This window comes from Microcoleus sp. bin48.metabat.b7b8b9.023, from assembly GCF_013299185.1.
GTDB lineage: Bacteria > Cyanobacteriota > Cyanobacteriia > Cyanobacteriales > Microcoleaceae > Microcoleus.
In genome coordinates this window covers 216727-242636 of record NZ_JAAFKG010000001.1, presented here as the reverse complement: position 1 = coordinate 242636, position 25910 = coordinate 216727, and the positions used below count along the sequence as shown (strand labels likewise).

Annotated in this window: 17 protein-coding genes; 6 read left to right on the top strand and 11 right to left on the bottom strand. The window is 43.5% G+C overall.

The annotated features are described in order from the left end of the window. Positions 1-562 precede the first annotated feature (562 nt). The 7 genes from QZW82_RS01065 to metK form a co-directional block, all read right to left on the bottom strand. Positions 563-2437, bottom strand: coding sequence for a HEAT repeat domain-containing protein (locus QZW82_RS01065; RefSeq protein WP_293143129.1), 1875 nt, complete (start codon positions 2435-2437; stop codon positions 563-565). Positions 2438-2932: 495 nt separating this feature from the next. After that, positions 2933-4096 carry a family 10 glycosylhydrolase gene (locus QZW82_RS01060; protein WP_293143126.1) on the bottom strand — a complete coding sequence of 388 codons (1164 nt, stop codon included), beginning with the start codon at positions 4094-4096 and terminating at the stop codon, positions 2933-2935. 139 nt (positions 4097-4235) lie between these two features. After that, positions 4236-5327, bottom strand: a complete 1092-nt coding sequence (locus tag QZW82_RS01055; RefSeq protein ID WP_293143123.1) for a hypothetical protein — start codon at positions 5325-5327, stop codon at positions 4236-4238. A 26-nt stretch (positions 5328-5353) separates the two neighbouring features. After that, positions 5354-7402: a trypsin-like peptidase domain-containing protein gene (locus QZW82_RS01050; RefSeq protein WP_293143120.1), complete on the bottom strand. Its 2049-nt coding sequence runs from the start codon at positions 7400-7402 to the stop codon at positions 5354-5356. Positions 7403-7414: 12 nt separating this feature from the next. Continuing rightward, positions 7415-8551: a hypothetical protein gene (locus QZW82_RS01045; RefSeq protein WP_293143117.1), complete on the bottom strand. Its 1137-nt coding sequence runs from the start codon at positions 8549-8551 to the stop codon at positions 7415-7417. A 6-nt stretch (positions 8552-8557) separates the two neighbouring features. Then, the gene (locus QZW82_RS01040; RefSeq protein ID WP_293143114.1) at positions 8558-11137 is read right to left on the bottom strand and encodes an ATP-binding protein; all 2580 of its coding nucleotides are present in this window, start codon (positions 11135-11137) and stop codon (positions 8558-8560) included. Between the two features lie 277 nt (positions 11138-11414). Continuing rightward, positions 11415-12677, bottom strand: coding sequence for a methionine adenosyltransferase (gene metK / locus QZW82_RS01035; RefSeq protein ID WP_293143111.1), 1263 nt, complete (start codon positions 12675-12677; stop codon positions 11415-11417). 298 nt (positions 12678-12975) lie between these two features. On the opposite strand from metK, the gene QZW82_RS01030 reads away from it, so the two are divergent. After that, positions 12976-14700 carry an AAA-like domain-containing protein gene (locus QZW82_RS01030; protein ID WP_293143108.1) on the top strand — a complete coding sequence of 575 codons (1725 nt, stop codon included), beginning with the start codon at positions 12976-12978 and terminating at the stop codon, positions 14698-14700. 226 nt (positions 14701-14926) lie between these two features. Here the strand turns inward: QZW82_RS01030 and QZW82_RS01025 are convergent, their stop codons facing one another. Further along, positions 14927-15274 (bottom strand): rhodanese-like domain-containing protein, encoded by a 348-nt coding sequence (locus QZW82_RS01025; RefSeq protein ID WP_293143105.1) that lies wholly within the window; start codon positions 15272-15274, stop codon positions 14927-14929. Positions 15275-15602: 328 nt separating this feature from the next. Continuing rightward, positions 15603-16211, bottom strand: a complete 609-nt coding sequence (locus tag QZW82_RS01020) for a hypothetical protein (RefSeq protein WP_293143102.1) — start codon at positions 16209-16211, stop codon at positions 15603-15605. On the opposite strand from QZW82_RS01020, the gene QZW82_RS01015 reads away from it, so the two are divergent. From QZW82_RS01015 to QZW82_RS00995, 5 genes are all read left to right on the top strand, one after another. Beyond that, positions 16210-16377 carry a hypothetical protein gene (locus tag QZW82_RS01015; protein WP_293143099.1) on the top strand — a complete coding sequence of 56 codons (168 nt, stop codon included), beginning with the start codon at positions 16210-16212 and terminating at the stop codon, positions 16375-16377. The two genes, QZW82_RS01020 and QZW82_RS01015, sit on opposite strands and share 2 nt — an antisense overlap. Before the next feature lie 31 nt (positions 16378-16408). After that, a complete protein-coding gene (gene rpsD / locus QZW82_RS01010; protein WP_293143096.1) occupies positions 16409-17017 on the top strand; it encodes a 30S ribosomal protein S4 in 609 nt (202 codons plus the stop codon). 465 nt (positions 17018-17482) lie between these two features. Continuing rightward, on the top strand, positions 17483-18496 hold the full coding sequence (locus QZW82_RS01005; RefSeq protein ID WP_293143093.1) for a caspase family protein: 1014 nt from the start codon (positions 17483-17485) through the stop codon (positions 18494-18496). Between the two features lie 12 nt (positions 18497-18508). After that, entirely contained in the window at positions 18509-21040 is a 2532-nt protein-coding gene (locus tag QZW82_RS01000; protein ID WP_293143090.1) for an NACHT domain-containing protein, read from the top strand. Between the two features lie 2 nt (positions 21041-21042). Continuing rightward, the gene (locus QZW82_RS00995) at positions 21043-22941 is read left to right on the top strand and encodes a hypothetical protein (protein ID WP_293143087.1); all 1899 of its coding nucleotides are present in this window, start codon (positions 21043-21045) and stop codon (positions 22939-22941) included. Between the two features lie 37 nt (positions 22942-22978). Here the strand turns inward: QZW82_RS00995 and QZW82_RS00990 are convergent, their stop codons facing one another. Both QZW82_RS00990 and QZW82_RS00985 read right to left on the bottom strand, forming a co-directional pair. Continuing rightward, the gene (locus tag QZW82_RS00990; RefSeq protein ID WP_293143084.1) at positions 22979-24412 is read right to left on the bottom strand and encodes an MFS transporter; all 1434 of its coding nucleotides are present in this window, start codon (positions 24410-24412) and stop codon (positions 22979-22981) included. Between the two features lie 1032 nt (positions 24413-25444). Continuing rightward, on the bottom strand, positions 25445-25783 hold the full coding sequence (locus tag QZW82_RS00985; protein ID WP_293143081.1) for a hypothetical protein: 339 nt from the start codon (positions 25781-25783) through the stop codon (positions 25445-25447). Positions 25784-25910 lie beyond the last annotated feature (127 nt).

Sequence of the window (25910 nt, the reverse complement as noted above, 5' to 3'; positions counted from 1 at the left end):
GGCTGTTGATGGCTGTTGCCAAATTACTTTTTCGACTGGTAAAAGTCTCCAGCAGGCAAAAAAAGAAAGATTTATCCCGGCAGTGAATTATTGCCACATGAATTTTTACAGGCAGAAAATTCTGTCTGATGCGTTTTGCCTGTGAGTAGCCCAAAGCTGATATTGTCTCTTGACAATGCACCCGATTCCTCAGCTTTGGGGTGTTGCTACCAGCAATGCGACGATTGCTTGACAGTTTTTGTTGCGTATCCGACTAATACATAGCACAGAATGTCACAAATGCGGCAGCCGATCGCGCTTCTGCACCCTGGCGATCGACTTTTGGCATCGCAGCCCCGCAAGTCGTGTAAATCGAGTATAACTTTAGAGCTTACGAAAAGAAACCGGGTTTCTACGGGTTAACTGTTGCAATTGCGAGCTCTCTCTGTGGCGACGGTCAATTCGATCGCTCCTATTAATACCAGTTCAAAAAAATAATGCAACTCTAAGCAAGCTTCAAACTCTTAGAAAATAAGTTATTCGCAAATCTAAAATCGTTCGACGCGATCGCAGCGGTGGAAATCTAAAATCTAAAATCGGATAACTTCCCATTTCTACCCAAAGCTTCATCGGCCAATTGCACAATCCAGCGATTCGGCCTGGCTTGGGCTCTGGCGGCAAGCACCACGGCCCAAGCTTCTTGTTCTTTGCCCCGGCCCAACAGGGCAGCACACACAGTCAAAGCTGCTGCTGTTGAACGGCTGATGCCACTTTGACAGCAGACGAGCAATTTGCCGGGGTGCGCCGATATTTGGCGGGCGAAGTCAATAATTTGGAGTACGTCATCAATTGTAGCCAAGACGCGATCGGGGTCGTCAACGGGGGTTTCGAGGTCGTTAAATTCTAACCGCAATCGGTTAGGGACTTTGTGAAAAGTTTTGGGATCTGGTACGCCCGGAGTGCCGATCGAGATTAAGTATTGGAGATTCCGGCCCGCAGGGCGATCGATAATATATTCAGTGGCTTCTGCTTCCGAAGCAATCTGGATTTGCGACAGTTTTTCACCCGAGACATCCGTAGCAGATTCCTGCTCAAAATAAACTGTTTTTACCTCAGCGCCGACATCCGGCAAATATTGGGCGGCGAGGGCGCGAACGTCAGCAAATTGGCGTTTTAAAGCTGCTTCCAGAGCCAAAAGAGCAGCACGAGAGCCAATTTGACCGAGGGATTTAACAGCCTTTTGGCGCACTCCAGAGGTTTCGTCTTCCAGCAGTCGCACCAAACCTGCTACAGCCTCGTCTGTCCCAATCTGCCCCAAAGCATCAGCAACTCTCCACCGCACATAGGATTCGCTGTCGCCTAGGGCGATCGCCAGTCCCGCAGCCACCATTTTTTGCAAGTTAGCATCTCCGGCTATATTGATGTTCCCGAGTGCAACAGCCGCCCTGCCGCGCACGAAAATGTCTCGATCCGAGAGCGATCGCATTACCGCCACCGCAGCCACCTCGCTGCTGATTTCCCCCAAGGCAGAAACTGCACTGCCGCGCACATCTGAGTCCTCGTGGTTGAGGGCTTGCAGCAGCCCAGCCACAGCCGTTTCCGTCCCGATTTGTCCCAAGGCCTCGGCGGCCCTCAAAGAAACGGCATAGGAGTCGGGTTCGTGAAGCAATTCTACTAAGCGGGGTACTGCGTCGCGATCGCCAATTTTCCCCAAAGCCGCGGCCGCCCTAGCACGGACGAGGTGATTGTCGTCTCTGAGGGCATTCAGCAGCCCCGGAACTACCTCAGCCACCCCGATTTTCCCGCAGTTTACGGCGGCCCGCCAGCGCACCTCTGAGTCTTGATGTTTCAGGGCTTTAATCGTGGTGGGGACGGCTATTTTGGGGTTAATTTTACCCAAGGCCCAAACCGCCCAGGCGCGCACTCCGGCGGCTTTGTGGTTGAGGGCTTCGATCAGTGCTGCGGCTGCTGGTTTCGAGTCAATTTCTCCTAGGGCCCAAGCGGCCCAAGCTTGCGCTTGGGAATCGGCAGATTCGAGCACCCGCGCTAATTCAATTACTGCCGCCCTAGAGCCAATTTTGCCGATCGCCCGAATGCAATGAAGGCTCACGGCACGGTCTTTGTGGTTCAATGTTTTGACAAGCATTGGAATTGCCATATCGGAACTTGTTAGTGCCAGCAGTTGAATTTTGAGCGGCAGCGAAGTTTTAATTTTTACGATTAATCTTACTGTTTTTAGTTGAAACTCCGGCTTGACCATTCCTGCTAGCTTCGAGCCGAGTTTTAAATTTACTTTTAGGGCTAATTTTATTGCGCGCAAAGCCTGGCTTTGCTGTTCTACTTGCGGCAATATTGTCGCCAAGGTGTGCATCCCTTGTTTTTGTTTCAAATATTTTTGGTTGAATTCAGCATCGCTGAGCTCTGGTAGCTGTTGGATGAGGGTTGCTACTGAGTTCATTCATTTATCCTCATATTTTGGCGATCGTTTGAGATTGCTCTTTATTTAACTCGGTTTCTTTAATAAAATACGGCTGCACCCACAAAACTCAACTTATCAAAAAACTTGTACCACTTATAAAATATCTCCGATTAGACTATTTTTACCAGAAAGAATTGGGTGAAAGCCCCAAGTCTTGGATGGAAAAATTAAAATCAGACTATTCATTACTCCCCTACTCGGACTTAAGGGTAGAGGTCACTCTTAAACTGTTAAGAGGGCGGGCACGGGGGCACCGCCCCTACAAACTGTCAACTGTCAACTGTTGAAAACTCCGCAATGATTGACTATCTGTTTTTTGGGCGATCGGCTTAACAATTAGTAACGCTTGCTGCTTGGCATTGATGCACTGTTTGCTAGACTTGGTCTGCGCTATATAATTTTATACCAAGTTGGCTTCAAATATCGACTCCGTTGAACGCAACAAACCGGAAACAGCCCGATTCCGGGAGAGTCTCAACCGTAGGGCCCATTTTTCAAAGCCTCAGCCAAAGCATTATCGTTATCCCGCAAACCTTCGTAAAAAAACAGCACTTCTCCTGGAACGCCGCGAGAACGGTTGCAAGCAATTACTTGCAACAACAGCTCCGGATTCATGCTATAATTGCTCCCTCGATTCGCCAACAGGATACCGGGAGACACACAGGACACTTGCTCGCAGGTAAGTTGTCGATCGATCAGTCGATCGAGCAATTGTTTGTAACCGTTAAAATCGCGGCGATAAAACTGCGGGTGAAGCATATCAACCAACTTTTTGTCAACCCAAGCTTGAGAATCTTGCAAATATTCTACGAATCCCCAGTCATAGGGACTCGGCGACATTGACAGCAACAAATCGGGATTAATCGCTTTCAATTCTCGATGCAATCGAGCCACAAACTCAGTAATTATATCAGCGCGCCAGTGCAGCCAATGTTGCTCTCTACAATTATGTGGCGCTTCTCTCCCGCACTCTTGGCGGTAGCGTTTAACCGTTTTTTCATCGTAGCCGCCTTCACAGGGTAGCGCAATGCGATCGTCTCCTTGAACGCCATTGACTGGATAATTTCTGGCAACTTCCAGCATCAACCCCAGCAAAAAATCTTGCACTTCCGGGTCAAGAGAATTCATCCATTCAAACTTATTTTTCTTAAGTAAATTACCATTACAATCGCGCGCCGCCCATTCCGGTTTCTTCGCCAGCAAATGACCGCCGTTGAGATTATAAGAACTCACAAATCCGTATTCAAACCAAGGAATAACTTTTAAACAAACTCTATTAGCCTCAACAATTAATTCTGCTAAGGGGTCGCGGCCTTGATAGCGCGCGTCAATTTCAACCCCAAATTGTTCGCGCATAATTTGAGAAGGATAAGCCGTATAACCCCGGTTCCAAACTACAGGAAATACTGTATTAAATCCCGTGTCGGCGAGGAAGTCCATTGCCTCAGCAATTCGATGTTTTGAAGTGAGAACTTTGCAGTCTGTACTGGGTATCCAGACGCCGCGAATGCCTGTATTTTCAGCGGTATAAATTGGCAGCGAGGCTCGATTTTCCGATCCAACTGCCACCGCAAACCGCTGTTTTAGTGAAAATGTAAACCTGAGAATTTCTGATTGAAAATATTTTAAAAATGACATTGTATTAACATAAAAAATACCCAAAGTAGTGGTAATATTAGGTTCGGTTAAATAGATATAATTCCTGTAGGGGCGGGTTCACCAATAATAATTGCCTAAAACCGACAATCTCATAAACCCGCCCGGCCGGTTCTTATCTCTATTCAGCAAAAAGTCTTGCCAAAGATGCAAGCTCAGCTTCTGTTCCTGCATCGATATTAGGCAGAGGTCGCTGCATGATAGAATAGAGCGATCGCCTTTGTCCTTTAGCCGACTGTAAACCTTCTTCCTTAAGAGTTTCCTCAATTTTGATTATCATTGGTTTGCGATCGCTCTTAGCAATGTCAGGACTCCGCATAATGGTAGTTCTAATTGCAGGAATCAAGGTAGCTTTTACCTCTTCATATTTGCCGTTACTAACACCATCTTGAGCTAAATCCACTAATTCTTTAATTTTAGTTAGCGATTCCCAATCTTGTTGAGTTTGTTTTTCGATACGAAACAACATATAGCTGTAACCAGTCAAGGGTTTACCATCGCGTATAAACATTCTTGTATTTCCAGGGGAACCCACTTGCAAACAGTCATCAACTACGCAGAGGTTATCGCTATTAAACTGGTGTTCCTCTGCCAGAATAACCGCAAAATAACCTGCTTTCAGTACATTACTGCCACCGCCTGTAGCATCAGTAAATGCTTGCTGGTAGACTAATTCTAGTTGCCGATCGCCAATATCTAACAATTCTTCAATACCTTGATAAACTGGTTCTGCTAGCTTCACCACTGAGGAAAGTTCGGGTACGGGCAGTAATTCGGAAAAACGTCCCATTACTTTGATCAATTTGGCAACTGGATCGTCTGATACCATGCTGAACAAACATGCTTGTAACTCTACCAACCCTTGATTGAAGGGAAACAGAGGGGTAATCGGATAATTGGACTGAATAACTGTACCCACATCCCCAGTACCTAAACTTCTTAAATGACCGGGTTTAGCGAGGTAGGGAATCGTGACAACTTCATTACCGTGACGAAAGCGTACAGCAGCATGAACGACTGGATATCTTGTTTTAAACCACTCTACATCTTTTTTTAAATTTACATCTGCTAACCAGATGCGACAGTAAGCTTCCCCAGCTTTAATCGGAGTCGGATCGTAAGTCACATCAACTCGATATTCTGGTAGAAAGACTATTTTGTATTTCATAGCTTCGTGACTAAATTTATCTCCTACTTTTTGAAATAATCCCACAGTTTTATTCTCCTGATTTAGTTAAGTTAAAGATGATTTGCAATTTGATTCCAGATTGCTGATATAGGTTTGCCTTCCATTGTACCTTTTGTAGGGCGATCGATACCGGGATTGCCTCGGTGGATAGCTACGAACTGCCAAGCATCGTTAAATATTGGTGCGCCGGAAGAACCTGCATCTGTATTCAGATGATGATCGATGTATTCTTGCCCTACTTGGACAATCTCACCTAAACCAGATATCTCTACAGGTTTACCCTGGGGATGGTGAATTAAGCGAATTTTTTGTCCGCTATCTAAGATAGCATTAACTGGGCGAATTGGTTGTAGCGAAGGAGTCGATCGCAAGCAAATTAAGGCAAAATCAAGATGAGGATGGTGTTCAACAAAATTTAGGTCTAATTCATAGGTATCTTCTGTGCCGTAGCTGTCGGATTTATAGCCAAATCTTACCCAAGCTTTTTCGACTCTAGTTTTGGTAAAGATATGATAGCAGGTTAGTAATAAATTTTGAGCTACTAGCACTCCCGTACCGATACCTGTGCCTTGGGGAGATTCAATTCTGCCAACAGCATTTCGCGCAATTAAAGCTTTAAAATTTTCCTCACCTTGGGTGATGAGGCGGTTGAATAGTTTTAAATCTTGGTCAGATAACCCATAAGATTTAGCTAAATCAACCAGGTGTGCGAGTAAATTGGTCTGGGGATGATAATCGTTGTAGATAGAAATCTTATAAGATCTGAATGCAGCAACTAAAGCTTGAGTAAAATCAAAGGGATTTTCGTCAAGTCTCAAGTTGCTAATAAATGCTGAGTCAATGTTGGTATTTGCCAAAAGATTGTGGCGCTTATTTGCTTCATTGACTCTAGTAAAGACTGGAATCAGTGCTTTAATTAAAGGCGTGACATCCCTTGGTTCTAAAAATATTTCTGGGTTCATTTGGTTTGGTTCTGGTAATGGAATGCTAACAACAGGCGACTGCACCAAAATTGACTCTATTTGTAAATTTTCGGTTTTCTGTTCTGCAATAGATTGTTTGTTGACTTCAGGTTTAGCTAGTAACGGTTGACAGGAAAAATTTTGATTTTGGGTGTCTGCTATTGCGCCTTGGAGTGCTACAATAACGTATTCCTGTAACCGAGTAGCGCGAGATACTGCTGTTGGTTCTGCTGCTAATAAATCTTCTACGGTTGTGTAGTGTTGTAATAAATTGCTAATTTCATCGGCATCTAAGCGGGTACGGGGTAAATTTTCTAATAAAGTGCGGGAAAGATAGCGTTTTTGGCGGTGAGATATGAGAGTATTAATACCTTCATGCACAATGCGTCCATCTCGTTCAAAGGCATGGTGAATTTCAGAGGCTAACTGTTCTACAGATCGATTTAAAGAACTATAGGTTATATGAATTTGACTGCTAAAACTGGCAATTACTTCTGCTGTTGCAGCTTGACTGCGTAAAGGCAAAATCGGGCGATTTCGATCTGAGATTGCAACCGCACCTAATTCAAACATGATATTTGGGTTTAGTTCGCTAATTTCTACGACAAAACCATGCGCCCGTTGGATGTGTTCGCGGATATTTTCAAGCCGATCGGGTTTATAGGTGTAATCCGAGGTCGATCGTACTTCAAAGTAATAGGGAGGACACTCAAAAACTCGTCGCACGGCTTGTTCTAAAGTACGATATTTGTTGCCGGAGCCAGTTGTCATCAAAATTACAATATGCTCACCTTGTCCAGTTATGGTGTTATGTGACAATAGTTTGGTGTCAATATTAATACCAAAATTTGAATCAACAGCCTCGTATGCTTTTTTTAGAACAGCACATTGATAATCATCTTCTCTGTCTAAGGGTTCAAATAGAATTAATTGAGCCTTCTGTAAGGCCTGTAATTCTATTTGGGTAATTTGGGGTCTAGGCAATCGACCTGGATAATTTTCATAATCTATAATCTCAAGACCCGATCCCCAAACATAAGCAACCAAAAATCTTTCATGTAAGGTTTGGTTGCGAATTTCTTTAACTATCCAGGTAATGATGTTTTTCTGATTATCTGTGAGATTATAACTTGACATTTTGATTCATATTTATAACTTGCGTTCGATCGCCTCAACTCGCGCTAATCGATCGGAAATCTCTTTTTGTCTCCGGCTGCATTGCAGCTTTTCATCAATCCAGCTACCGACTTTTAAAGCAGCACGATAACCGCGACGGGCCCGTGCTAAGGCATAGCGGGTAGCAGTGGGATTAGCTATGCAATTCGGTGGCGGAAATTCTAACTCGAATTCATCGTCAACAGCAGGCATCCCGGCAGCTTGACGGGCGCAGGCAAGATGGTAATCGCCCCACAACAAGCGGATATGATAGCGGTCATGCCCCTTTTCTGCATGGCGTTGAACTAAAAGACGAATTAATTCATCCCGCGCCCTGCGGTTATCGCCCGTACATAGGAACGCCTGCACCAAAGCACCTGATGCACTGTCATCTACCAGCATCGCCCGTCGCGCCCAATCTACTGCCTCAGTAAACCGCCCTTCTAGCCGTGCTAAATCGGATTGCCTACAGCACGACATTCCCTCTCTGGATTTGGGTATGTCGTCATGTTTGTCTATCTCCCACTCCCGCAAATACATCTGGGCTTGTTCGGCATCTCCCAGGAGGAGGCTGATTTGAACTAAGCTGTTTAAATGAGCATCAGCAGTGTAGCAAGGATACTCATTTTGCCAAATTGCCCAACTTTCCTGGGCGGCTGCTAGGGCTTCGGGATAGATTCCCCGACTTTGGTACAACTGTGCTTGCAACAAAAGTAGTTGATGTCGCCAGTCCAGATTACCCGAATCTCGCAGAAAATTTTCTGTTTGCTGGTAAGCTTTTTCAATTGCCCCCAAGTTAACGGGTAAACTTTTCGCTATATTAATATATAGTATCAGTGTGATGTAAATATCAGCAGGATTGCCCCCTGTAGTCCCCTCCTTCAATGTAGGTGTAAGTACAGCCAAGCCTTGGCGTAGCTTACCTGCTGAACATAGAGAAGCGCCACGCCAGAAGCGATATAACACTATGTGGCGAGTATCGTTAATTGACTCGGCAATCTCCAAAGCCTTACCAAAAATCTCCGCCGCCCGCATTTCTTGTTGGTCTTTGTAAGCTTCCCACCCAGCATCATAAAGAGAATCCATCTGCTCTCGGGCAGCTTGAGTGAGGGGATTTTCTGCATCAAACATAGTCGCTTATCCCCTCAGTTCCCCTTGAATGGCTGAAATCACGTAGTCCTGCAAACCCGTTTTGCGGACAACTTCGGCAGGTTCTGCTGCTAGCAAATCTTCAACTGTTTTATATTCCTTCATCAAGCCAGCAATTTCATTTGACTCCAAGCGAGTTCGACGCAATCCCTCCAATAATGTCCGCGACAGAAACCGCTTTTGCTGCTGTTCTAACAAAGCTTTAATCCCATCGTGAACAATCCGCCCATCCCGTTCAAAAGCTTTGCGAATCGCCGCTTCTAGGATTTCTACGGGGTCTTTAATCGAGCCATAAGGCACAAACAGCTTTTCCTTCAAATCGGCTGGCACATCCTGACGGGCATCCTGACTGCGAAGCGAAAAAATCGGACGGCTATCATCGGGTAACATTACCGCCCCCAATTCAAACATCACATTGGGATTCAAATCGCTAATTTCGGCAATAAAACCGTGAGCGCGGAGTAGATGTTCCCGGACATTTTCCAGCAATCCCGATTTATAAGTATAGTCCTGCGCTGACTTGATTTCAAAGCAATAAGGCGGACGCTCAAATACCCGCCGTACTGCTTCTTCCAGGGGTTTATATTCATCGCTCAACGGCGCAATAGTAAAAATCAAAATATGATCCGGTCGTTTTTCCGTTGTCTCTACTTGTTTCTTCTGAAGTTCAATTTTCTGACGGCGTTCTGCTTCCAACTCTTTCTCTAGCTCTAATGCTTCAGCTTGATGCTCGATTAACCTGTTAAACAAGCGAACAAATTGACCGTGCATTACTTCAGCATTGTATTGATTGAGCAAATTATGAGAATAAAGAATAGCGCTGTTATAAACCCCAAGCATTATTTCTTGGACTAAATCGCTGCGACGCTCGATATCGGCTAATTTTTGAATCAGGGGATTGTTAGCATTCAGAGAAAGATAAATCGGACGGCGCTGATTTTGCTTGAGTGCTTCTTCCGCTACATCTTCCATCCCTTCCATAAACCAAGGCTGAGTCACCAGATTGCGAAGCTTTTCTTCTGCCTCCGTTTCCGGGGAAACGATAATTACTGATGGCAACTCTTTAGGTTCAAAGCGACGCATCTGTACCAACACATTAGTTAATCCCGATAGTCGCAAACCCCGTTCTAAATCCAGCTCTAACTGCCGAAACTTTTCTGCTTCTGTTGTTTCTAATCGCTGGAATAATTCTGCATCATCTGTAGCATCCAACCGTTCGAGATGTACGGTTCGATGGTGGAGCTTGCCATACTTAATTAACAGTTCTTCTTCAAATCTCCCCCCACCATTAATCACCACCCAGCCGCGAGCATCCGCCAATTTATAAAATTGTGCTGCCGCTCCCATATAAGCAAAATAGTAAATTGGTGCTTTATCTTCTCTAGCGCGATTTTTCGTCAAGTAGTCTTGCAACGACATCAAGCCGTTATTAGCTTTAGCATTCGTCTGAAACAATAACAATTCCGCCACTTGCTCGAAAAAGTCATCATAAAAAAGTGCCATCCCTTTGAGATGGTAATGATGCCAAACATTAATTTGTTTAAATTTATTCGGCTCTTTTTGCGCTAAATACGATAACCGTTCGACAATTAATTCCCCTAATCGTTTTTGCAGAAATTGAAAAGCAGGATTATTGCGCTGAATATTATCTCTGGCGGCAGTTGGTTGCAAATCCGGGCTATCAATTATCCCCCGCACAAACTTTGCCCAAGGCGGTAATATAGTATTGTCACCCGATCGCACAAACATCCGCCGTACAAATATATCAACAATCCCAGTAGAATTGAAATCAGCTACTCGGTTGTCAGAAATATAAAGTACGCCTCTAGCTTGAAACGGTTCATTGATTTCGATCGGAATTAAATCTAACGCAGTATCGGGATAGCGCCGATTGATAAACATTTTATAAGTGGCTTCTTTCTCAGCTTGAGAAGGCCAATGCTCTCGATACCAAGGTGGAAAGACGGAATTAACTGCCCCTTGTCCGTTCAAATTAATCGGAAACTGCACGAAATCGCAGTATTTAACAATCGCCTCCCGCAACCGCTTTTCATCCAGCATAAAAGTATATTCTGGATTGATGGAGACAATAATCTCAGAACCAATTTCCTTGCGATTATCGGCATAGAGAATACAATCCGTAGAACCCGTATTGTGCCATGCAAACGCCTGCTTTTCATTCAGCTTCCGCGTCCGCACCACAACTTTTTCTGCCACCACAAACGCCGACAGCATCCCAATCCCAAACTGCCCGATCAGATTATAAGCGGCGGCCCTGCCTTCCTCTTTGAGTTTTTGCCGCGCCGTCCCCGTCCCAGTAGAACCAATCACCGACAGGAAATCTTTAATATCCTGCTTGTCCATCCCAATCCCATTATCTCGGAAAATAATCTGGCGGTTGCTGCTGTTTAACTCAATATCAATCCGTCCAGAAAAATCTGGCTCTACTTCTTGCCGCCTGACGATACTGTCGTGGGCATTTTGGATCAGTTCGCGGACAAATACATCGGGTTCTGGGTAAAGACTTTTAGCAAGTAACTGAATGAGACCTTCAAAATTGGTCTCCATCTTGAATTGTTCTAGGGGTTCAACCACAATGCTTCACCTAGCTAATGTTGTCGCATCAAACACGATCTTTGAGTAATTTTAGCAGTAATTTTAAAATTTTAAATGTATGCCAAAGCAACTAGGGTATACAACATATCCCAGGTTTATGAAGTGTAGTAGGGACACGGCAATGCCGTGTCCCTACGGGGATATATCGATCCGGGGTGGGCTTCTAGCCCGCCCCTGAAATTTTAGTAGCCCGCCCCTGAAATTTTAGTAGCTTGCCCCTGAAATTGTACTATCGGGCTACTCCAGACAACTGCTGGCTCAAAGCTGCTTTCAAAAGCTCGGCCTTATCAGTTTGCTCCCAAGGTAACTCTAGATCCGTGCGTCCGAAGTGACCGTAAGCCGCTACATCTTGATAGAAACGACCGCCTCTTTCCGCAGGTAAATTCTGCAAGTTAAAGGTCTCAATGATGCCCGCAGGACGCAGTTCAAAATGCTGCTTCACAACTTCCAAAAGGCGATCGTCATCAACTGTTCCAGTACCAAAAGTTTCGATCATCATGCTAACCGGCCGCGCAACGCCGATCGCATAACTCAACTGCACTTCGCACTTTTCTGCCAAACCGGCCGCCACGATATTTTTAGCAACATAGCGACAAGCATAGGCCGCGCTGCGATCGACCTTCGTGGGGTCTTTCCCTGAAAAAGCACCGCCACCGTGACGGGAATAGCCGCCGTAGGTATCCACAATAATTTTGCGGCCAGTCAAACCCGAATCTCCTTGAGGCCCGCCGACGACAAATTTGCCAGTGGGGTTGACAAGGAAGCGAGTTTCTGCATCTGGCTTGACGCTAATATCGGCAAACACGGGTTGGACAACAGCAGTCCAAAGATCTGCTTTAATCTTGGCTTGAACTGCGGCTGTTTCGGTGATATCGTCGATCGCCTCAGTGTGCTGAGTAGAAATTAAGATCGTATCAATGCCAACAGGTTTCCCGTCTTCGTAAATTACGGTAACTTGGCTTTTACCGTCCGGACGCAGGTAAGGCAATTGACCAGTTTTGCGGACTGCGGCCAGTTGACGGCAAATCCGGTGCGCCAAACTAATAGGTAAAGGCATCAATTCCGGCGTTTCGTTGCAAGCAAAACCGAACATCAAGCCTTGGTCGCCAGCGCCGATGGCATCCAACTCCTCTTCACTGGACTGTTCGCGACTTTCGTGGGCTGTATTCACCCCTTGAGCAATATCGGGAGATTGAGAGTCCAAAGCCACCAGCACCGAGCAGCTATTGGCAGAAAATCCGTTGTCAGCGTGGATGTAGCCAATATCGGCTATTTTTTTCCGCGCCAATTCTATGTAATTTACCTGAGCTTTGGTGGTAATTTCGCCCGTCAGCAGCATCAAACCCGTGTTGACGACAACTTCGGCTGCGACGCGACTTTTAGGGTCTTCGGTCAGCAAGGCATCTAAGATCGTGTCTGAAATTTGATCGCAGATTTTATCGGGATGGCCTTCAGTGACCGATTCAGAGGTAAACAGGTAGCGGCGTGACAATGATTATTTCTCCTATTCGTGCGAATCTGCTTGACATTGGCGACAGACGACTGACTTTTCAGGTAGAGGCGCAGAATCATCGCGTCTCGGTCGCCAGAAAATTTGTGTCGGTCTGGTGCGAGTTTAGGCAGGGTTTGAGATTAGCTAAAGTGACACTACTATAGCAAAGTGAGTTCCGAGAAGTCCTGAAAAACTTACATTTTGTCCGATTGTCAATAAGTCTTTGACACCGATCCTCTACCCCCCCCTAATCTGACAAAGGTAAGATACAGTCAGGGTATCGCCTCGCGGATGCACTATGGCAGGAATCCAAAAATCACCAAATTTAATCCAAACGGTTGCAGACCTGGAATTTCCTGGGGGCCCAATACCGCTTGACTCTCGATTTTATATCGATCGATCGCCCGTCGAAGCCCGAGCTTGTGCAGAAATTAGCAAGCCAGGGAGTCTGATTCGGATTAAAGCTCCCAGAAAAATGGGCAAAAGTTCGCTGATGCTGCGGATAATTCAAGCTGCGGTCGATCGCGGATACCGCACAGTCACTGTAGACTTTCAGCAAGCCGACGAAGCAGTTTTTGCTACCTTAGATAAATTTTTGCGCTGGCTGTCTGTCAATGTCGCTCGCCAACTCAAACTAGAACCAAATCTCGATGAATTTTGGGATGAAGATATGGGCAGCAAAGTAAGCTGCTCTCTTTACTTTGAGAACTATTTGCTCGAACAAATTGACAGTCCCCTGGTCTTGGTACTCAACGAAGTCAACCGAGTATTTGAACGCGCCAATATCGCTCAAGAATTCCTGCCGCTGCTCCGTTTTTGGTACGAACAAGCGAGACAGAGCGAAACCTGGGAAAAACTGCGAATCGCGGTCATTCACTCGACAGAAATTTATATTGCTTTGAGTCTCAATCAATCTCCATTCAATGTAGGGCTACCGATTAAACTCTCAGAATTTAGTGCCGAACAAGTCCAAGAGTTGGCGCGCCGCCACGGACTGAACTGGAACGACAGCTATCCGGTCGAGCAATTAATGCAAATGGTAGGCGGTCATCCTTATTTAGTGCATTTAGCACTTTATCACCTGGCAATTTTACAGCAAAACCGCCTGTCGGTTGGCGAGAATGAGTCTGGGGAGGATCTGGGGCGGGCCGAGTTGGAAGAACTATTAAAAGCAGCTCCTACTCAAAGCGGAATTTATAGCGACTACTTGCGGAATCAGTCGATCGCCATTCAGCAGCAGCCAGAACTCGCCTGGGCATTCCAACAGGTTCTTGATGTTAAAAATAGCATTCACCTCGAACCTTTGATGGCCTATCAGTTAGATAGCATGGGACTTGTCAAATTAGCGGGCAATAACTGTAGTTTGTCTTGCGAATTATATCGGCTGTATTTTCAAGAACAAAATTTATGCGAGGACGGTTTCTCGGCTGTAGGTTTTGAGGAGTTGCAGCAAGAAAATGAAAGACTGCTAGCTTTAGTTAATGTGGACGAACTTACCCAAATTGGCAACAGACGACATTTTGAAAGTTGCTTGCGAGCGGAATGGAAACATAATGCTCGCGATGAGTCTCCGATATCTTTAATTTTGTGCGACATCGATTATTTCAAAATTTATAACGATACCTACGGACATCAAGCTGGAGATAGTTGTTTGCGATCGGTAGCTCAGGCAATTCGCCGATCGCTCCAGCGTCCTGCTGATGTAGCTGCTCGCTACGGCGGTGAGGAATTTGCGATCGTTTTACCTCAAACTGATGCGGCGGGCGCTCTGCTGGTTGCGGAACGCATTAGAGCGAAAGTTAAAGCTTTGAATATTGTTTTTAACCCGAGTAGTGTTGAATGTTTGCCTAATTCTGTGGTGACAATTAGTTTGGGAATTGCCAGCGTTGTTCCCGGCCCGGAAAATGATGCAGCAACGCTGGTACTGGCGGCTGATGAGGCTCTTTATGACTCAAAAAGGCACGGGCGCGATCGGAGCACTATGAGTACGCTGTTAAATTTTCGATTTGCTGCTGTTAATTAGCATTCAGATCCTGTCAGCCCAAACCCGATAATAAACAAAGGTTCGTAGTAAGGACTTTAGTCCGCATCCGGTTCGTAGTGAGGACTTTAGTCCGCATCCGGTTCGTAGTGAGGACTTTAGTCCGCATCCGGTTCGTAGTGAGGACTTTAGTCCGCATCCGGTTCGTAGTGAGGACTTTAGTCCGAACGATAGAACCTAGATTGCGGTAGTTGGAGCGGACATCAGATTAATAGCGGGGGATGGTGCGATCGACCAATATTGAGTAAGCATCGATGCCACCAACGATATTTTTAACGTTGTTAAATCCTCGATCGCTCAACCAGTGACACATTTGAGCCGATCGCACTCCGTGGTGGCACAGTACCAGGGTTTCTGTATCGCGATTTAGTCGATCGTCAATATCACCACACCATTGGGCAAACTCGCTCAGCGGAAAAGCCACAAATCCCGGCAGCGCGGCGAGTTCAATTTCGTCAGGTTCCCGCACATCTACAAGCTGCAATTTATCAGCATTGGTTTCTGCTAATTTGCGAGCTAATTCTTCGACTGTAATTTGACCAAAAACTTCTGACATTTGATTATAAAAAATAGGGAAGAAGGAAGAAGGAAGAGGGAAGAATTACAAAGGTACGTAGTTGCGCTTCAGCGCTCTTTGTTTATATAAACAAGAGCGAAGAATTACAAACAGTCCTGGAAGTAATTGTCACATCAAAGGTATGTAGTTGCGCTTCAGCGCTCTTTGTTATATATAAGACAAGAGCGAAGAATTACAAACAGTCCTGGAAGTAATTGTCACATCAAAGGTATGTAGTTGCGCTTCAGCGCTCTTCGTTATATATAAGATAAGAGCGCCCAAGCGCAACAACGTACCTAATTCGCATTTCCCAATTACCCATAACTAATTAATTGAGTCGCGAAGGCGGTGGAATTAACTCCGTAGGAGGTGTCGGTGCAGGACGCCCGTCCAACTGACTCACTGCGCCCCTGGGATCGAGACAAGTGGCAACTAACCTGTCCGTGGGAAAGTCGAGTCTGCCGCTCAACCCGACTACGCATTCAGCAAATAGCTCTGGCAATAAACTGCGGCGGCACCCATCAAGAACTAACAGGGCAGCAGCAGGTTGAGTTTTAGTTTTGCTATTAATATTCACCACGCAAGTAGTTAATTCGTTGGGGCGCCTCACCCGCCGACAACTAGAGAGCGCTTCGAGACCAGAAATATTGGTTTTGCGGCTGATTTGGAGGGCGCATCTAGATATGTCGCGGGGGTGGAGCGCGTCGGCACAAGCTGCTGCTGCTTCCTCTGCACCGATTCCCGCTTCGATTAGTTCCTTAGCGCAGACGCGATAGGGATTTTGAGTTCGGGGGAATCTCAGGGTGATGGCTGATGCTGGCGAGATTGGCAGTGCTGCTGCCAACAAACTCAGCGCGACTAAGGGAGTGCCGAGAGCCAACATCCAGCGCGGTGCTGGCTTTGGGGAAGCAGTGCGGAAAAAATTGGGGTTTTGCATGGCAGCTCGGTTTGTGAGTTTTTTGGGCTGGTTGGGTCGATCGCTCGATCGGCTTTTACTTCAAAATTTACCGCACATTACGGATGGCTGCGGTCGATCGATTTTTTTTTATCGATTTTTGTTAGAATTTTCACCCTTATCAACATATAATATAGAGTCTGCATAAAATTGCATACAGAGATTAGAGAGGAAAATAAATGTCTCGATATCGAGGCCCCCGATTAAGAATCGTCCGTCGCCTGAAAGAGTTGCCGGGTCTAACCCGCAAAACTCCCAGACGGGATTATCCGCCTGGGCAGCACGGTCAAAACCGCAAAAAGCTCTCTGAGTACGCGGTTCGCTTGCAAGAAAAGCAAAAACTACGTTTCAATTACGGTGTGACGGAACGCCAATTGCTCCGTTATGTCCGTAAAGCCCGTCGTGTGACGGGTTCCACAGGTCAAGTGTTACTGCAATTTTTGGAAATGCGCTTGGACAATACTGTGTTTCGGATGGGAATGGCTCCAACCATTCCGTCCGCTAGACAATTGGTAAATCACGGTCACATTACTGTGAACGATCGTGAAGTCAATATCGCCAGCTATCAGTGCAAGCCTGGTGAAGTGATTGCAGTCAAAAATAGAGAACGCTCTCGCACAATGGTTGAAGCTAACCTCAAAGATCCAGGCTTGGCTCACTTGCCCAGTCACTTGGAATTTGACAAGCAAAAACTGGTTGGCAAAGTTAACGGCATTGTCGAACGTGAGTGGATTGCTCTTCAGATTAATGAACTGCTAGTTGTTGAATACTACTCGCGTCAAGCTTAATTTATTAGTCATCAGTCATTGGTCATTAGTCATCAGTTTATCAGGAAATTGCTACTGATACAAAACTGACGACTGACGACTGAGGGCTAACGACTAATGATTTTTCACACTCCCACCCCTAAAAAGGGATGGGATTTTTTGCAGGTTTCGCTTGAAAAGTATTTTTTCCTAGTGCTTATGCTTCCTCAGTATTGAAATTGCCCGGAAACTCCAGTTAGAAACGGTATAATAATCATGTCTGCGATTATAGCAACGACCAAGGGGATTGCTCTATTATGATGCGAACGAGTCGCACTCAGGCTCCGGATGTTTTTTGCTTGCTAATATGGATGTAATCGAGGCAGCTTTCGTGGACAGCTATAAGATTATTGATTTTCCAATTGTTATGGTTGCCATCGGCATGATGGAGAATTACGTTTTTTGATAGTTATAACTGAGTAGTAAGATCCTCGGAAAAATCCTCCTATGTCCAACAAATTTTCTCACGGTTATGCTCTGTTGATCGGTATAGGTGACTCAGCTTCTTACTCAAACTGGTCGCTCCCGGTTACTGTCAAGGATATTCAGGAACTCCAATCCATACTCATTGATCCTAGTTTCTGTGCCTACCTAAACGATGACGTTCATATGCGCCTCTTATCTAATGCTGGTGCTACACGGGGTGCAATCTTGGACGGTTTAACCTGGATCAAAAAGCAGGCTGCTACCGATTCAGAGGCTACAGTAATCGTGTATTACTCTGGTCACGGCTGGTTGGATGAGTCTACGGGCCAATATTACTTAATTCCCCATGATATCGAACCCTTTGATATAGCAAATTCTGCTCTCTCTGCCCAAATCTTTACGGAAGCACTGCGCGAAATTCAAGCACACCGACTGCTGGTTATCATCGACAGTTGTCGCGCCGAGGGAATGGCTACTGCTAAGAACGAGCAAGCAACAACGAAACTTCCCTCTAGTTTTGTACAGACTGCTTTTCCCAAAAAACTGATTGATGAGCTTAAACAGGGTGAGGGACGGGCAGTATTCACGTCTTCCCGTGGCACACAAAGTTCTTGGATTCGCTCTGATCGTGCAATGAGTATCTACACTTACCACTTGATCGAAGCGTTGCGAGGTGCAGGAAGTCAGCCAGGCGAAACGGTTGTGCGTATTTCCCACATAATGAATCATGTAGGCAAAACTGTTCCTCAGAGCGCTCACAGTATGAAAGTTGAGCAAACACCGTTCTTTGACTTCGCTACCGAGGATTTTGCAGTGGCGTTATTGCGTGGGGGGAAAGGTTTACCTAAAGATGGATGGGATGCAGTGGAAGCAGAAGCTGCTGAGACAATTAGCGCAATGATGCCAGGTAGGGATACTATCACTATTTCTGGCAACCAGGAAGTAGATCAGTCAGGTTCCGGCAACATAAACCTAGGAAACATCGGACAAGCTAGAGACATAACTCTAGGTAGTAAAACTCAGGCAAAAGATTAATCCCAACTTGATATGAGCAATCATGATGACTTGGAGGCAATTCTAGACCGGATTGCCGAAGATAGACATACTCAGGCTGATATTACGGCGCTACGCCATGCCTTGAATTTTAGTGGCAAGCAGGTTGTATTGCAATGGGGCAAGGACAACATCAACCTTGGTAATATTGGTCAAGCAAGAGATATTAATATTGGTGCTCGTCACTATCAAGGAGCCGATGCTGAAGAGATTAAGAAAGTTTTGCGTCACATTTTAGAGAAAAACAGAGATTATCCTCTAACCATTAGAACCAGTAATATTTTTATTGAGTCATTATTCGACTATTTTGAGTACGAAATTGGAAGTAGTACAAAAAAGCTTCTTCAGATATTATTTTTTTTATTGTTATTGAGTTTTATTGTTTTCCTTATATTTACATCTATTCAGATTGAGAATAATGATTACATTAAAATTAACAACTTATTTTTTGCGTTTATATCAGTATCCATTATACTAACTCTCTTTTTACCTTGGGTGTTCAGATCCATTCATAATCAGAGAAGTTTTTGGAAAGAGCTATCTCTAGATGAAAAAAAGATTGTGTTCGTTTATCTAACAGAAATCAAGCGAAGGTTGGTTGAAAAAATCGAGCTAGCTTTCAATACCGAAGAAGATCATGTAGCTCTTTCAGGGAAGATAGAAAATACTTATCCTCATCAAGCATATGAAGAAAAATCACCTACTCGTAAGAAAATAAAAGATTTAGATAGATATTTATTGTCTCCAAATATTAAGCGAATTTTTATTTATGGATCTCCTGGTAGTGGAAAATCAACAACCCTTTATAAGGCTTTTTTAAATTATCAATCCAAAATTAGATCGCAGAATGTAAATTCTATCCCAATTTTTATTCATGCTAATGAAATAGCTCAAATTCTCGATCGTAATACAAATCATGCAACCAAAATCAATGAATTTATTGCGAAAATTTACCAAGGTGAAGACTCACGAGAGGTTATTGAATTTGTTAAGCTACTGCGTAAAAAAACAAATATTAATTTAGTCATAATAGTTGATGCCTTGGATGAATTTGTAGATAAAACTAAGCGAAATCAGCTATTTGACTATTTATCTACCTTAATGAAGAATTCTCCTGGAGAAACAAAGTGGCTCCTCTCTTGTAGAGAGGAGGAATACAAAGCTTATTCAAACAGGCTGAATGTAGCAAATGTCCGTATTCAGCCAATGGATCTGCTGCAAGTAAATAAGTTACTTAGCAAAAGGCTTAAATCTCTTAAGTTCAATGAGCAACAGTGTACTAGCATGAGACGTACAATACTCAGTATTGCTAAGACAGATAAACAGAATGAAACATTTCTAAAAAATCCTTACTATCTGTCTTTATGGCTTTGGCAGCTAGCTACTTCCTCAGATTATGACCCTAATATTCCTTCAATCAATGAGCTTCATACTTTAGAAATTAAAAGAGAGATATCCAAGAGCATCAACGAAAATCCTACTGAATTTGGATCGGTCGATCAAAAACTCGTAAGTAATACAATTAAAGTATTATCCGTACTCAGTTTTTATTTACTACAATTGTCATTAGAAATAGAAGTTCATCAGGGATTAGACCTAAATAATTTTAAAGTTATTCAATCTTTAATACAAGTCATCCTGCCTATTGATCTTGACAGTCAAGACGACTTGACGCGCCGACGAATTCGATACTACTCCGATCTTCTGAATAGAAACAATTCTTTAATCTCAAATACACCTGAAGATAATGAATTTGTCGTCTTAGTAAATGTTTTCGCTCCTTCCTTTTTTGATAATATTTTTCGCTTTGATTTGAGCAAGCATCAACAAATAATATATTGTCTAATTGTTATTACGAGCATTATCGATCAATCCCATAAAAATCGTTTAATCGATTGTGATACTACACAAGCTTTACTATTTGGTTTTTTCAATCAAAGAGCTGCTGACTATCTGGCAGCATGTCATTTGAAAGATATCGGCTTGACAGGTATTTTAAAAGGAAACGAGATAAATTTTTGGTTGTTTCGTGCTATTGCTATAGCCATAGCCATATCAGAAAGACCTCAAGATGTTCTTGAATTTGACATTTTTCCTAAAGACCCTGTGTTTGAAACTGCTATTGGTAACGGCTTAACACTAATTCCATCAAAAAAGAAAAAGGAAATCAGACAATTTGTCAATAAATTTATAATACATATAATGAATGAAGAACGCTTATTTAGTGAGGATTATGATCCTTGCGATCCTTTGAGGATTTTGAGGGAAATTAGGAGATTGTGCTTAAGTGGTTACAGTGAACATATAAAGTTGACTGATACAGTTTTTTTCAAGTTGCTGAAGCATAAGGATGCTGGCATATCTGAAATGGCTACTGAAACCTTACTAATTTATGCCTGTCAAGTAAGCTTCAGATATGACCTTTGGGAAACTATCCTAAAGCATCTGCTCCAAAAATCTATTCTTTTTGAGTTTGGATTTTTTAATTCTTTAATTAAATTTTGGTTGGCTATCAAGGAGATATAAAAGTGAAACAGCCTCAATTGCCGTGGTTGACTTGCATAGTCTTACCATTTCTGACTGAACTAATCTTTGGCAGTACGATTGTGTTGCTATGGCTTTTTATTCCCGGATATATCCTCATTTTTAAAGCTAGTGAGATCAACAATGTAGATCTAATAATATTTATCTACTTTGCATGTTCATGGCTGTATGCTGTATGGATATTTTTTAGACATAGTATATTTATTCCAAAATCTTTATTAAGATTTCCTTTTTTTATCAAAGATGTTTGCTGGAAGCGTCAAAGTAATCGAATTATATTCCTTGTATTAGTTGTCCTAACTGTAATGACTTGGCAGGTACTTAACAAACCAGAAGCAAAAATTAGTAATTTAGATACGATTAAGTCTCGTCTGGCTAGTGTCACTGAATCAGTTGACAGCGCTATAAAAGTCATGTCGTTAACATTAGATTCCCCAAAGCAAAAAAATACTGAATTCATTATAGATGGATGGAATAAATTCTCTAAATATCCTCAACCAAATCAAATACCTCAAGATAAAGATGGTATAGAAGCTTTATCAAAAGATTATCAGCAATTTTTAACATATATCAAATTACGCCAAGAGGAAATAAGAGAAAATGAAACCTCAATCTCTAGCCAAGAAACATTTTTTGAAAGTAAAAATATTCTAGTAACTCAAATTGAAGAAGAAATCAAGGCTGTATGTAATACTAATGATAATTCACAAAATGCACCTACTTGTTCATCTATTCTCCTCAAAATACAAGAACTAAGAATTTTAATTAGCTCTGGCTCTCAATTATTGAATAATCACAAACAACATTTAAATTCTATAAAAAATAGTTTTGATATACCTGATAAATCGCTTGCTATTTGGGAAACAAAAATCGAGGAAATTGTAGGGAAATTTTATTTTAACACAAATAGTGTTAATCATTGGCTATTTTTAGCTAATGATTATCAAAAGGGAGCAAAAGATAGTATATTAAATGCTCAGAAAATCAAATATTTAATAACAAAAAACTATGCAGGAGTGATTGATAGTTATTCGATGCAAACAAACAGGTTTGAGAGCGAAATCATAAGGTCTGAAAAACAATCTCAAGTTTCTGTAGAAGCCAAAATTATCATCAAGAAAGTTAAAAATACTGATATTGAATTAGCTAATCTAAATCAAGAAATTAGTAATTTAAGCATTGAACTTAAATCAGTAGATTTGCAAATAGAACAAGCATTAAATCAATTGAATTTTCAGTATAACACCCATAAACAGATTGCTGGTGGGGGGTATAGACTATTAGTTTATGCTAGGAGCAATTCGGAAGGCAAGCGCTACATAGACGAAATTGTTGATAAAAAGAAAAGAGTTGATAATTTAATTCAAGAAATAAGCTCTTTAAAAGATGAATTATATGGATTTAAGAATCAATTTGAAGCAAACATACAACAACAGCTTTTGAGCTTGGACAAAACTGCATTTTTAGCTAAAGATTTGCAAACCAGGAATAAAAAATTAAAGAATAAGTTGGAGTGGGTTATTCTCCGGGCTTTTCTTGTTAAAATTATACTGGCATTCGTTGTAATAGGAATATTGGTAGGTTTAGCTATATACCAGCACAAAAAGAAGCTTCTTGCTAGATCTAGACAATTAGGAACTAATCTATCTGAATTAATGCCAATAATTACCAATCCTAAAGAATTTCTACAAATCAGGTTGCAAGCTGTCAACATTCTTGAAGAATATAATTTAAGTAACCGAGAAGACATAAATGAAATTAAGAGTCTAATTAGAGACTTGGAGAAATCTAGTTTCCGTGATGATGGAGCGGTAGCTTCCCAGCTCCGAAAAGTAGCAGATTCATTAGAATTACGTTTAACAGAACAGCGCAAATCGTTATGAACTCTTCTCGAAATCGACCAATTTATGCGAACCTTTCCTAGCCCTGTTTGAATTTGAATTGTAGAAAAGTCAGGACGATCGCCCTCAGCGACAAGCTGTGCGGTTCTCGAACCAAAATTAAAGGCAGCAAGCCCACCAGCCGCACAGCAGCCGAAAGGGCAAACAGTGCGCCCAAACTCATGCCCGGAAGTTCGGCAAGAAAGCCGCCGGCGGTAGTTCCCAAAGCCCCAGTTACTCCCGAAACTGCTGCGGCGATCGCAAAATAAGTCGATGGTTGTTCGATCGGCGCTATCTCCATTTGAATATTGTTAGTACAAAGCACGATCGCCCCTAGAGTAGTTCCCCCGAGCAAGTGCAGCAGCGGCAACCACACCCACACCGCAAACGGATAATTGCCCGTGCCCAACCACAGCAAAGGCGTCACCGCTACCACCAGCCCCACGGCAATTAGCAAGGGGCGATTTCCCCAGCGATCGGCTAACTTGCCCCAAAACAGCAGCAGCAACAGATTTGCTCCCGAGCTCAAACTGTTGTAAATCGTTACCAAACTGACATCCAAGCTTAAATCTTTCAGCAGGTAGATATTAAAAAAAGGCGCGCTGAGATTAACTGCAAACGTCCACACGCTAAAGTAAATCAGAAACATTAAAAAATTAGAATCTTTCAGCACCGAAGGCACAAAATCTGTTAGAGCTTTTTCTTTTTTGTCGGGAACTCGATCGCTCTCTGCATCTTTTCGGTATGCCTGCGGGTTCACATCCACCATGAAGAATTGATACCCCAAACTAATCATTCCCGCCACAACACCCAAAAATAAAACCACACCGTAGCCCAAAATTGGATCTGCGCCCCAAGTTGACATCAACAGTCCCATCAGTGGCACTCCCAGCAAAGTAACTAAGCTAGTAGCACTGTTGCGAAATCCAAAATAGCGTCCCCGCAAACGGTGAGGAACCACCGCAGCCATCCAACTAAACCAATTAGAAGTAGCAAAAGCTGCCAGCACGCTAGCGGCGATGACAGTGACCAGAGTCCACTGGAGCAATTGTTGGGGATCTGCGTGCTGTCGGCCCCAAACAATTGCGATGACGAGCACTAGCCACAGCAGCCGCGACACGCCGAATATTGCTAGGTTGTACCAGTGGCGGCTGGTTGTGCGATCGGCGATGTATGCTCCTAATGGTTGCAGGAGATTTACCAGCATCGGAATAGCAGATAATATACCTATTTCCACGCTGCTCGCGCCGACTTGCAGCAAGAAGTTGCTCAGCAGCAGGCCGGTAGTCGCCGACTCGAAGACAGCGGCAAAAACTCCCTCTATAGTTGAGGCTTTGAGAGTGGCTCGAATGTCTTGTTTAGAAATTTTGAGAGCTGTTTTTGGAGGTAGAACGAGCTGAGATATTGTCTTTTCTAGTATTTCAGGAGTCTGAAGACAGAGAGGTTCATTTAACTCTGCAACTGGTTCAACCATAGTCATAGGATTTTAGATTTTAGATTTTAGATTTTAGAATTGCAAAATCCTTGGTTTGTAAAGGTTTTGGGCTTGATTGGGATTAAATTATTTTTATACCAAAAAGAATTGGTTGAAAGCCCCAAGCGCGATCGGGAGAAATTAAAAGAAGACGATTCATTACTCTAATCCTCGGACTTCCAGGTAGAGGTCGCCCTCCGAAGTCAACTGTCAACTGTCAACTGTCAACTGTCAATTGTCAACTGTCAATTGAAGCCTTGGCGTCAATCAAATTTAATCTTTCTGCTCTTATAGCGCAATACGGTTTACTTAAGGCAGATCCCCCCTAACCCCCCTAAAAAAGGGGGGGGACAAGAAAGCTCTTAAGTCCCCCTACAACCAGGGGGATGCGAGGGGGATCTCCGGGGCAGAAAAAGTGTTAAGTAAACCGTATTGTCTTATAGCGGCTCTAGCTCTCATATTCGCGGACGTTTTTGGGAAGAGGGCCCTATACGTTTAAGCGGTTATGTAAGCTGTCAGTCATACCTCACCTTTTTGAGAAAAGCTATAATTGCTGAGTCCACCTAGCAAGATAAAGCCAGTCTAGCTTTCAAGATGTTAGCTTGAAAGCTAGACTGGCACTTCCGGGTAATTGTTATAAATATAAATGACAATCGCTCGCTCGGACATCAACCGCTTGGAAGATTTGACATACTCACGCCTGCTGAAGCAAGGGTGATTCTTATTCATGGTTCACAGAAGTCGGCTTGCGATATCAGGCTTCCCTTTTATAGTAGAGGCAGTCTTCTCCCCATGCTTTCCCGATTGCTCGGCAGATTCCTAATGCCCTTAGGTACTGTTAGATGGAATTAATTATTGTTTTTGTTTTTTTGGGTACTTATTTATTTCCCCTAGCTATGTTTTTCTTGGCTTTCGCTACCCAATATTTTGCAGATCTAAGCTCTACTTTCTGGTTCAAGGAGTCTTAACAAGCCACCACCATGGGATTTCCAACCGCTATAATTATAGTAAAAGTCGTGCTAGCACGGGGCTTTAGACCCAATTTTTTGGTAATTTTGCAAATTGTAAAAAAGTAGGTTTTACCGCTTCACAAGGAAGCGATCGCAACATTTCGTCTGTCAAAAATTGCTCGAATTTCCCCTCGAACAAGTCGCCCCAAGGGCCAAAACAAATTTCGCGCGAGCTCCTCCACTCGGCTCTCAAACCTATATAGGTGGCTAAATCTATAGAATCAAAGACGATCGACTTGCCGAGTATAGCTGCTAACTCCAGCCCTCGGGCTAGCACGGCTATTCCATCTGGGGCGACAACATCCACTTGCTGCATATCCACAACAACTCTCAGAGCGGCCATTTCCAAAGCTTGCTCCAAATTAATTTGGAAATCTAGGACATACCGCTACGTGCGCGTAAGGCTTCGGTGTGGGTTGTTGACGATCGCACCTGAAAAAAAATGTTGCTTGCTTCAAGACAACAGGTTGGACAAAATTCTTGCTTGA

What these genes read in the sequence shown, in the direction of transcription:
- QZW82_RS01065 (WP_293143129.1), bottom strand. Translation starts at nt 2,437, where the DNA reads ATGAACTCAGTAGCAACCCTCATCCAACAGCTACCAGAGCTCAGCGAT.
- QZW82_RS01060 (WP_293143126.1), bottom strand. Translation starts at nt 4,096, where the DNA reads ATGTCATTTTTAAAATATTTTCAATCAGAAATTCTCAGGTTTACATTT.
- QZW82_RS01050 (WP_293143120.1), bottom strand. Translation starts at nt 7,402, where the DNA reads ATGTCAAGTTATAATCTCACAGATAATCAGAAAAACATCATTACCTGG.
- QZW82_RS01045 (WP_293143117.1), bottom strand. Translation starts at nt 8,551, where the DNA reads ATGTTTGATGCAGAAAATCCCCTCACTCAAGCTGCCCGAGAGCAGATG.
- QZW82_RS01040 (WP_293143114.1), bottom strand. Translation starts at nt 11,137, where the DNA reads ATGGAGACCAATTTTGAAGGTCTCATTCAGTTACTTGCTAAAAGTCTT.
- QZW82_RS01030 (WP_293143108.1), top strand. Translation starts at nt 12,976, where the DNA reads ATGGCAGGAATCCAAAAATCACCAAATTTAATCCAAACGGTTGCAGAC.
- QZW82_RS01025 (WP_293143105.1), bottom strand. Translation starts at nt 15,274, where the DNA reads ATGTCAGAAGTTTTTGGTCAAATTACAGTCGAAGAATTAGCTCGCAAA.
- QZW82_RS01015 (WP_293143099.1), top strand. Translation starts at nt 16,210, where the DNA reads ATGGCAGCTCGGTTTGTGAGTTTTTTGGGCTGGTTGGGTCGATCGCTC.
- QZW82_RS01020 (WP_293143102.1), bottom strand. Translation starts at nt 16,211, where the DNA reads ATGCAAAACCCCAATTTTTTCCGCACTGCTTCCCCAAAGCCAGCACCG.
- rpsD (WP_293143096.1), top strand. Translation starts at nt 16,409, where the DNA reads ATGTCTCGATATCGAGGCCCCCGATTAAGAATCGTCCGTCGCCTGAAA.
- QZW82_RS01005 (WP_293143093.1), top strand. Translation starts at nt 17,483, where the DNA reads ATGTCCAACAAATTTTCTCACGGTTATGCTCTGTTGATCGGTATAGGT.
- QZW82_RS01000 (WP_293143090.1), top strand. Translation starts at nt 18,509, where the DNA reads ATGAGCAATCATGATGACTTGGAGGCAATTCTAGACCGGATTGCCGAA.
- QZW82_RS00990 (WP_293143084.1), bottom strand. Translation starts at nt 24,412, where the DNA reads ATGGTTGAACCAGTTGCAGAGTTAAATGAACCTCTCTGTCTTCAGACT.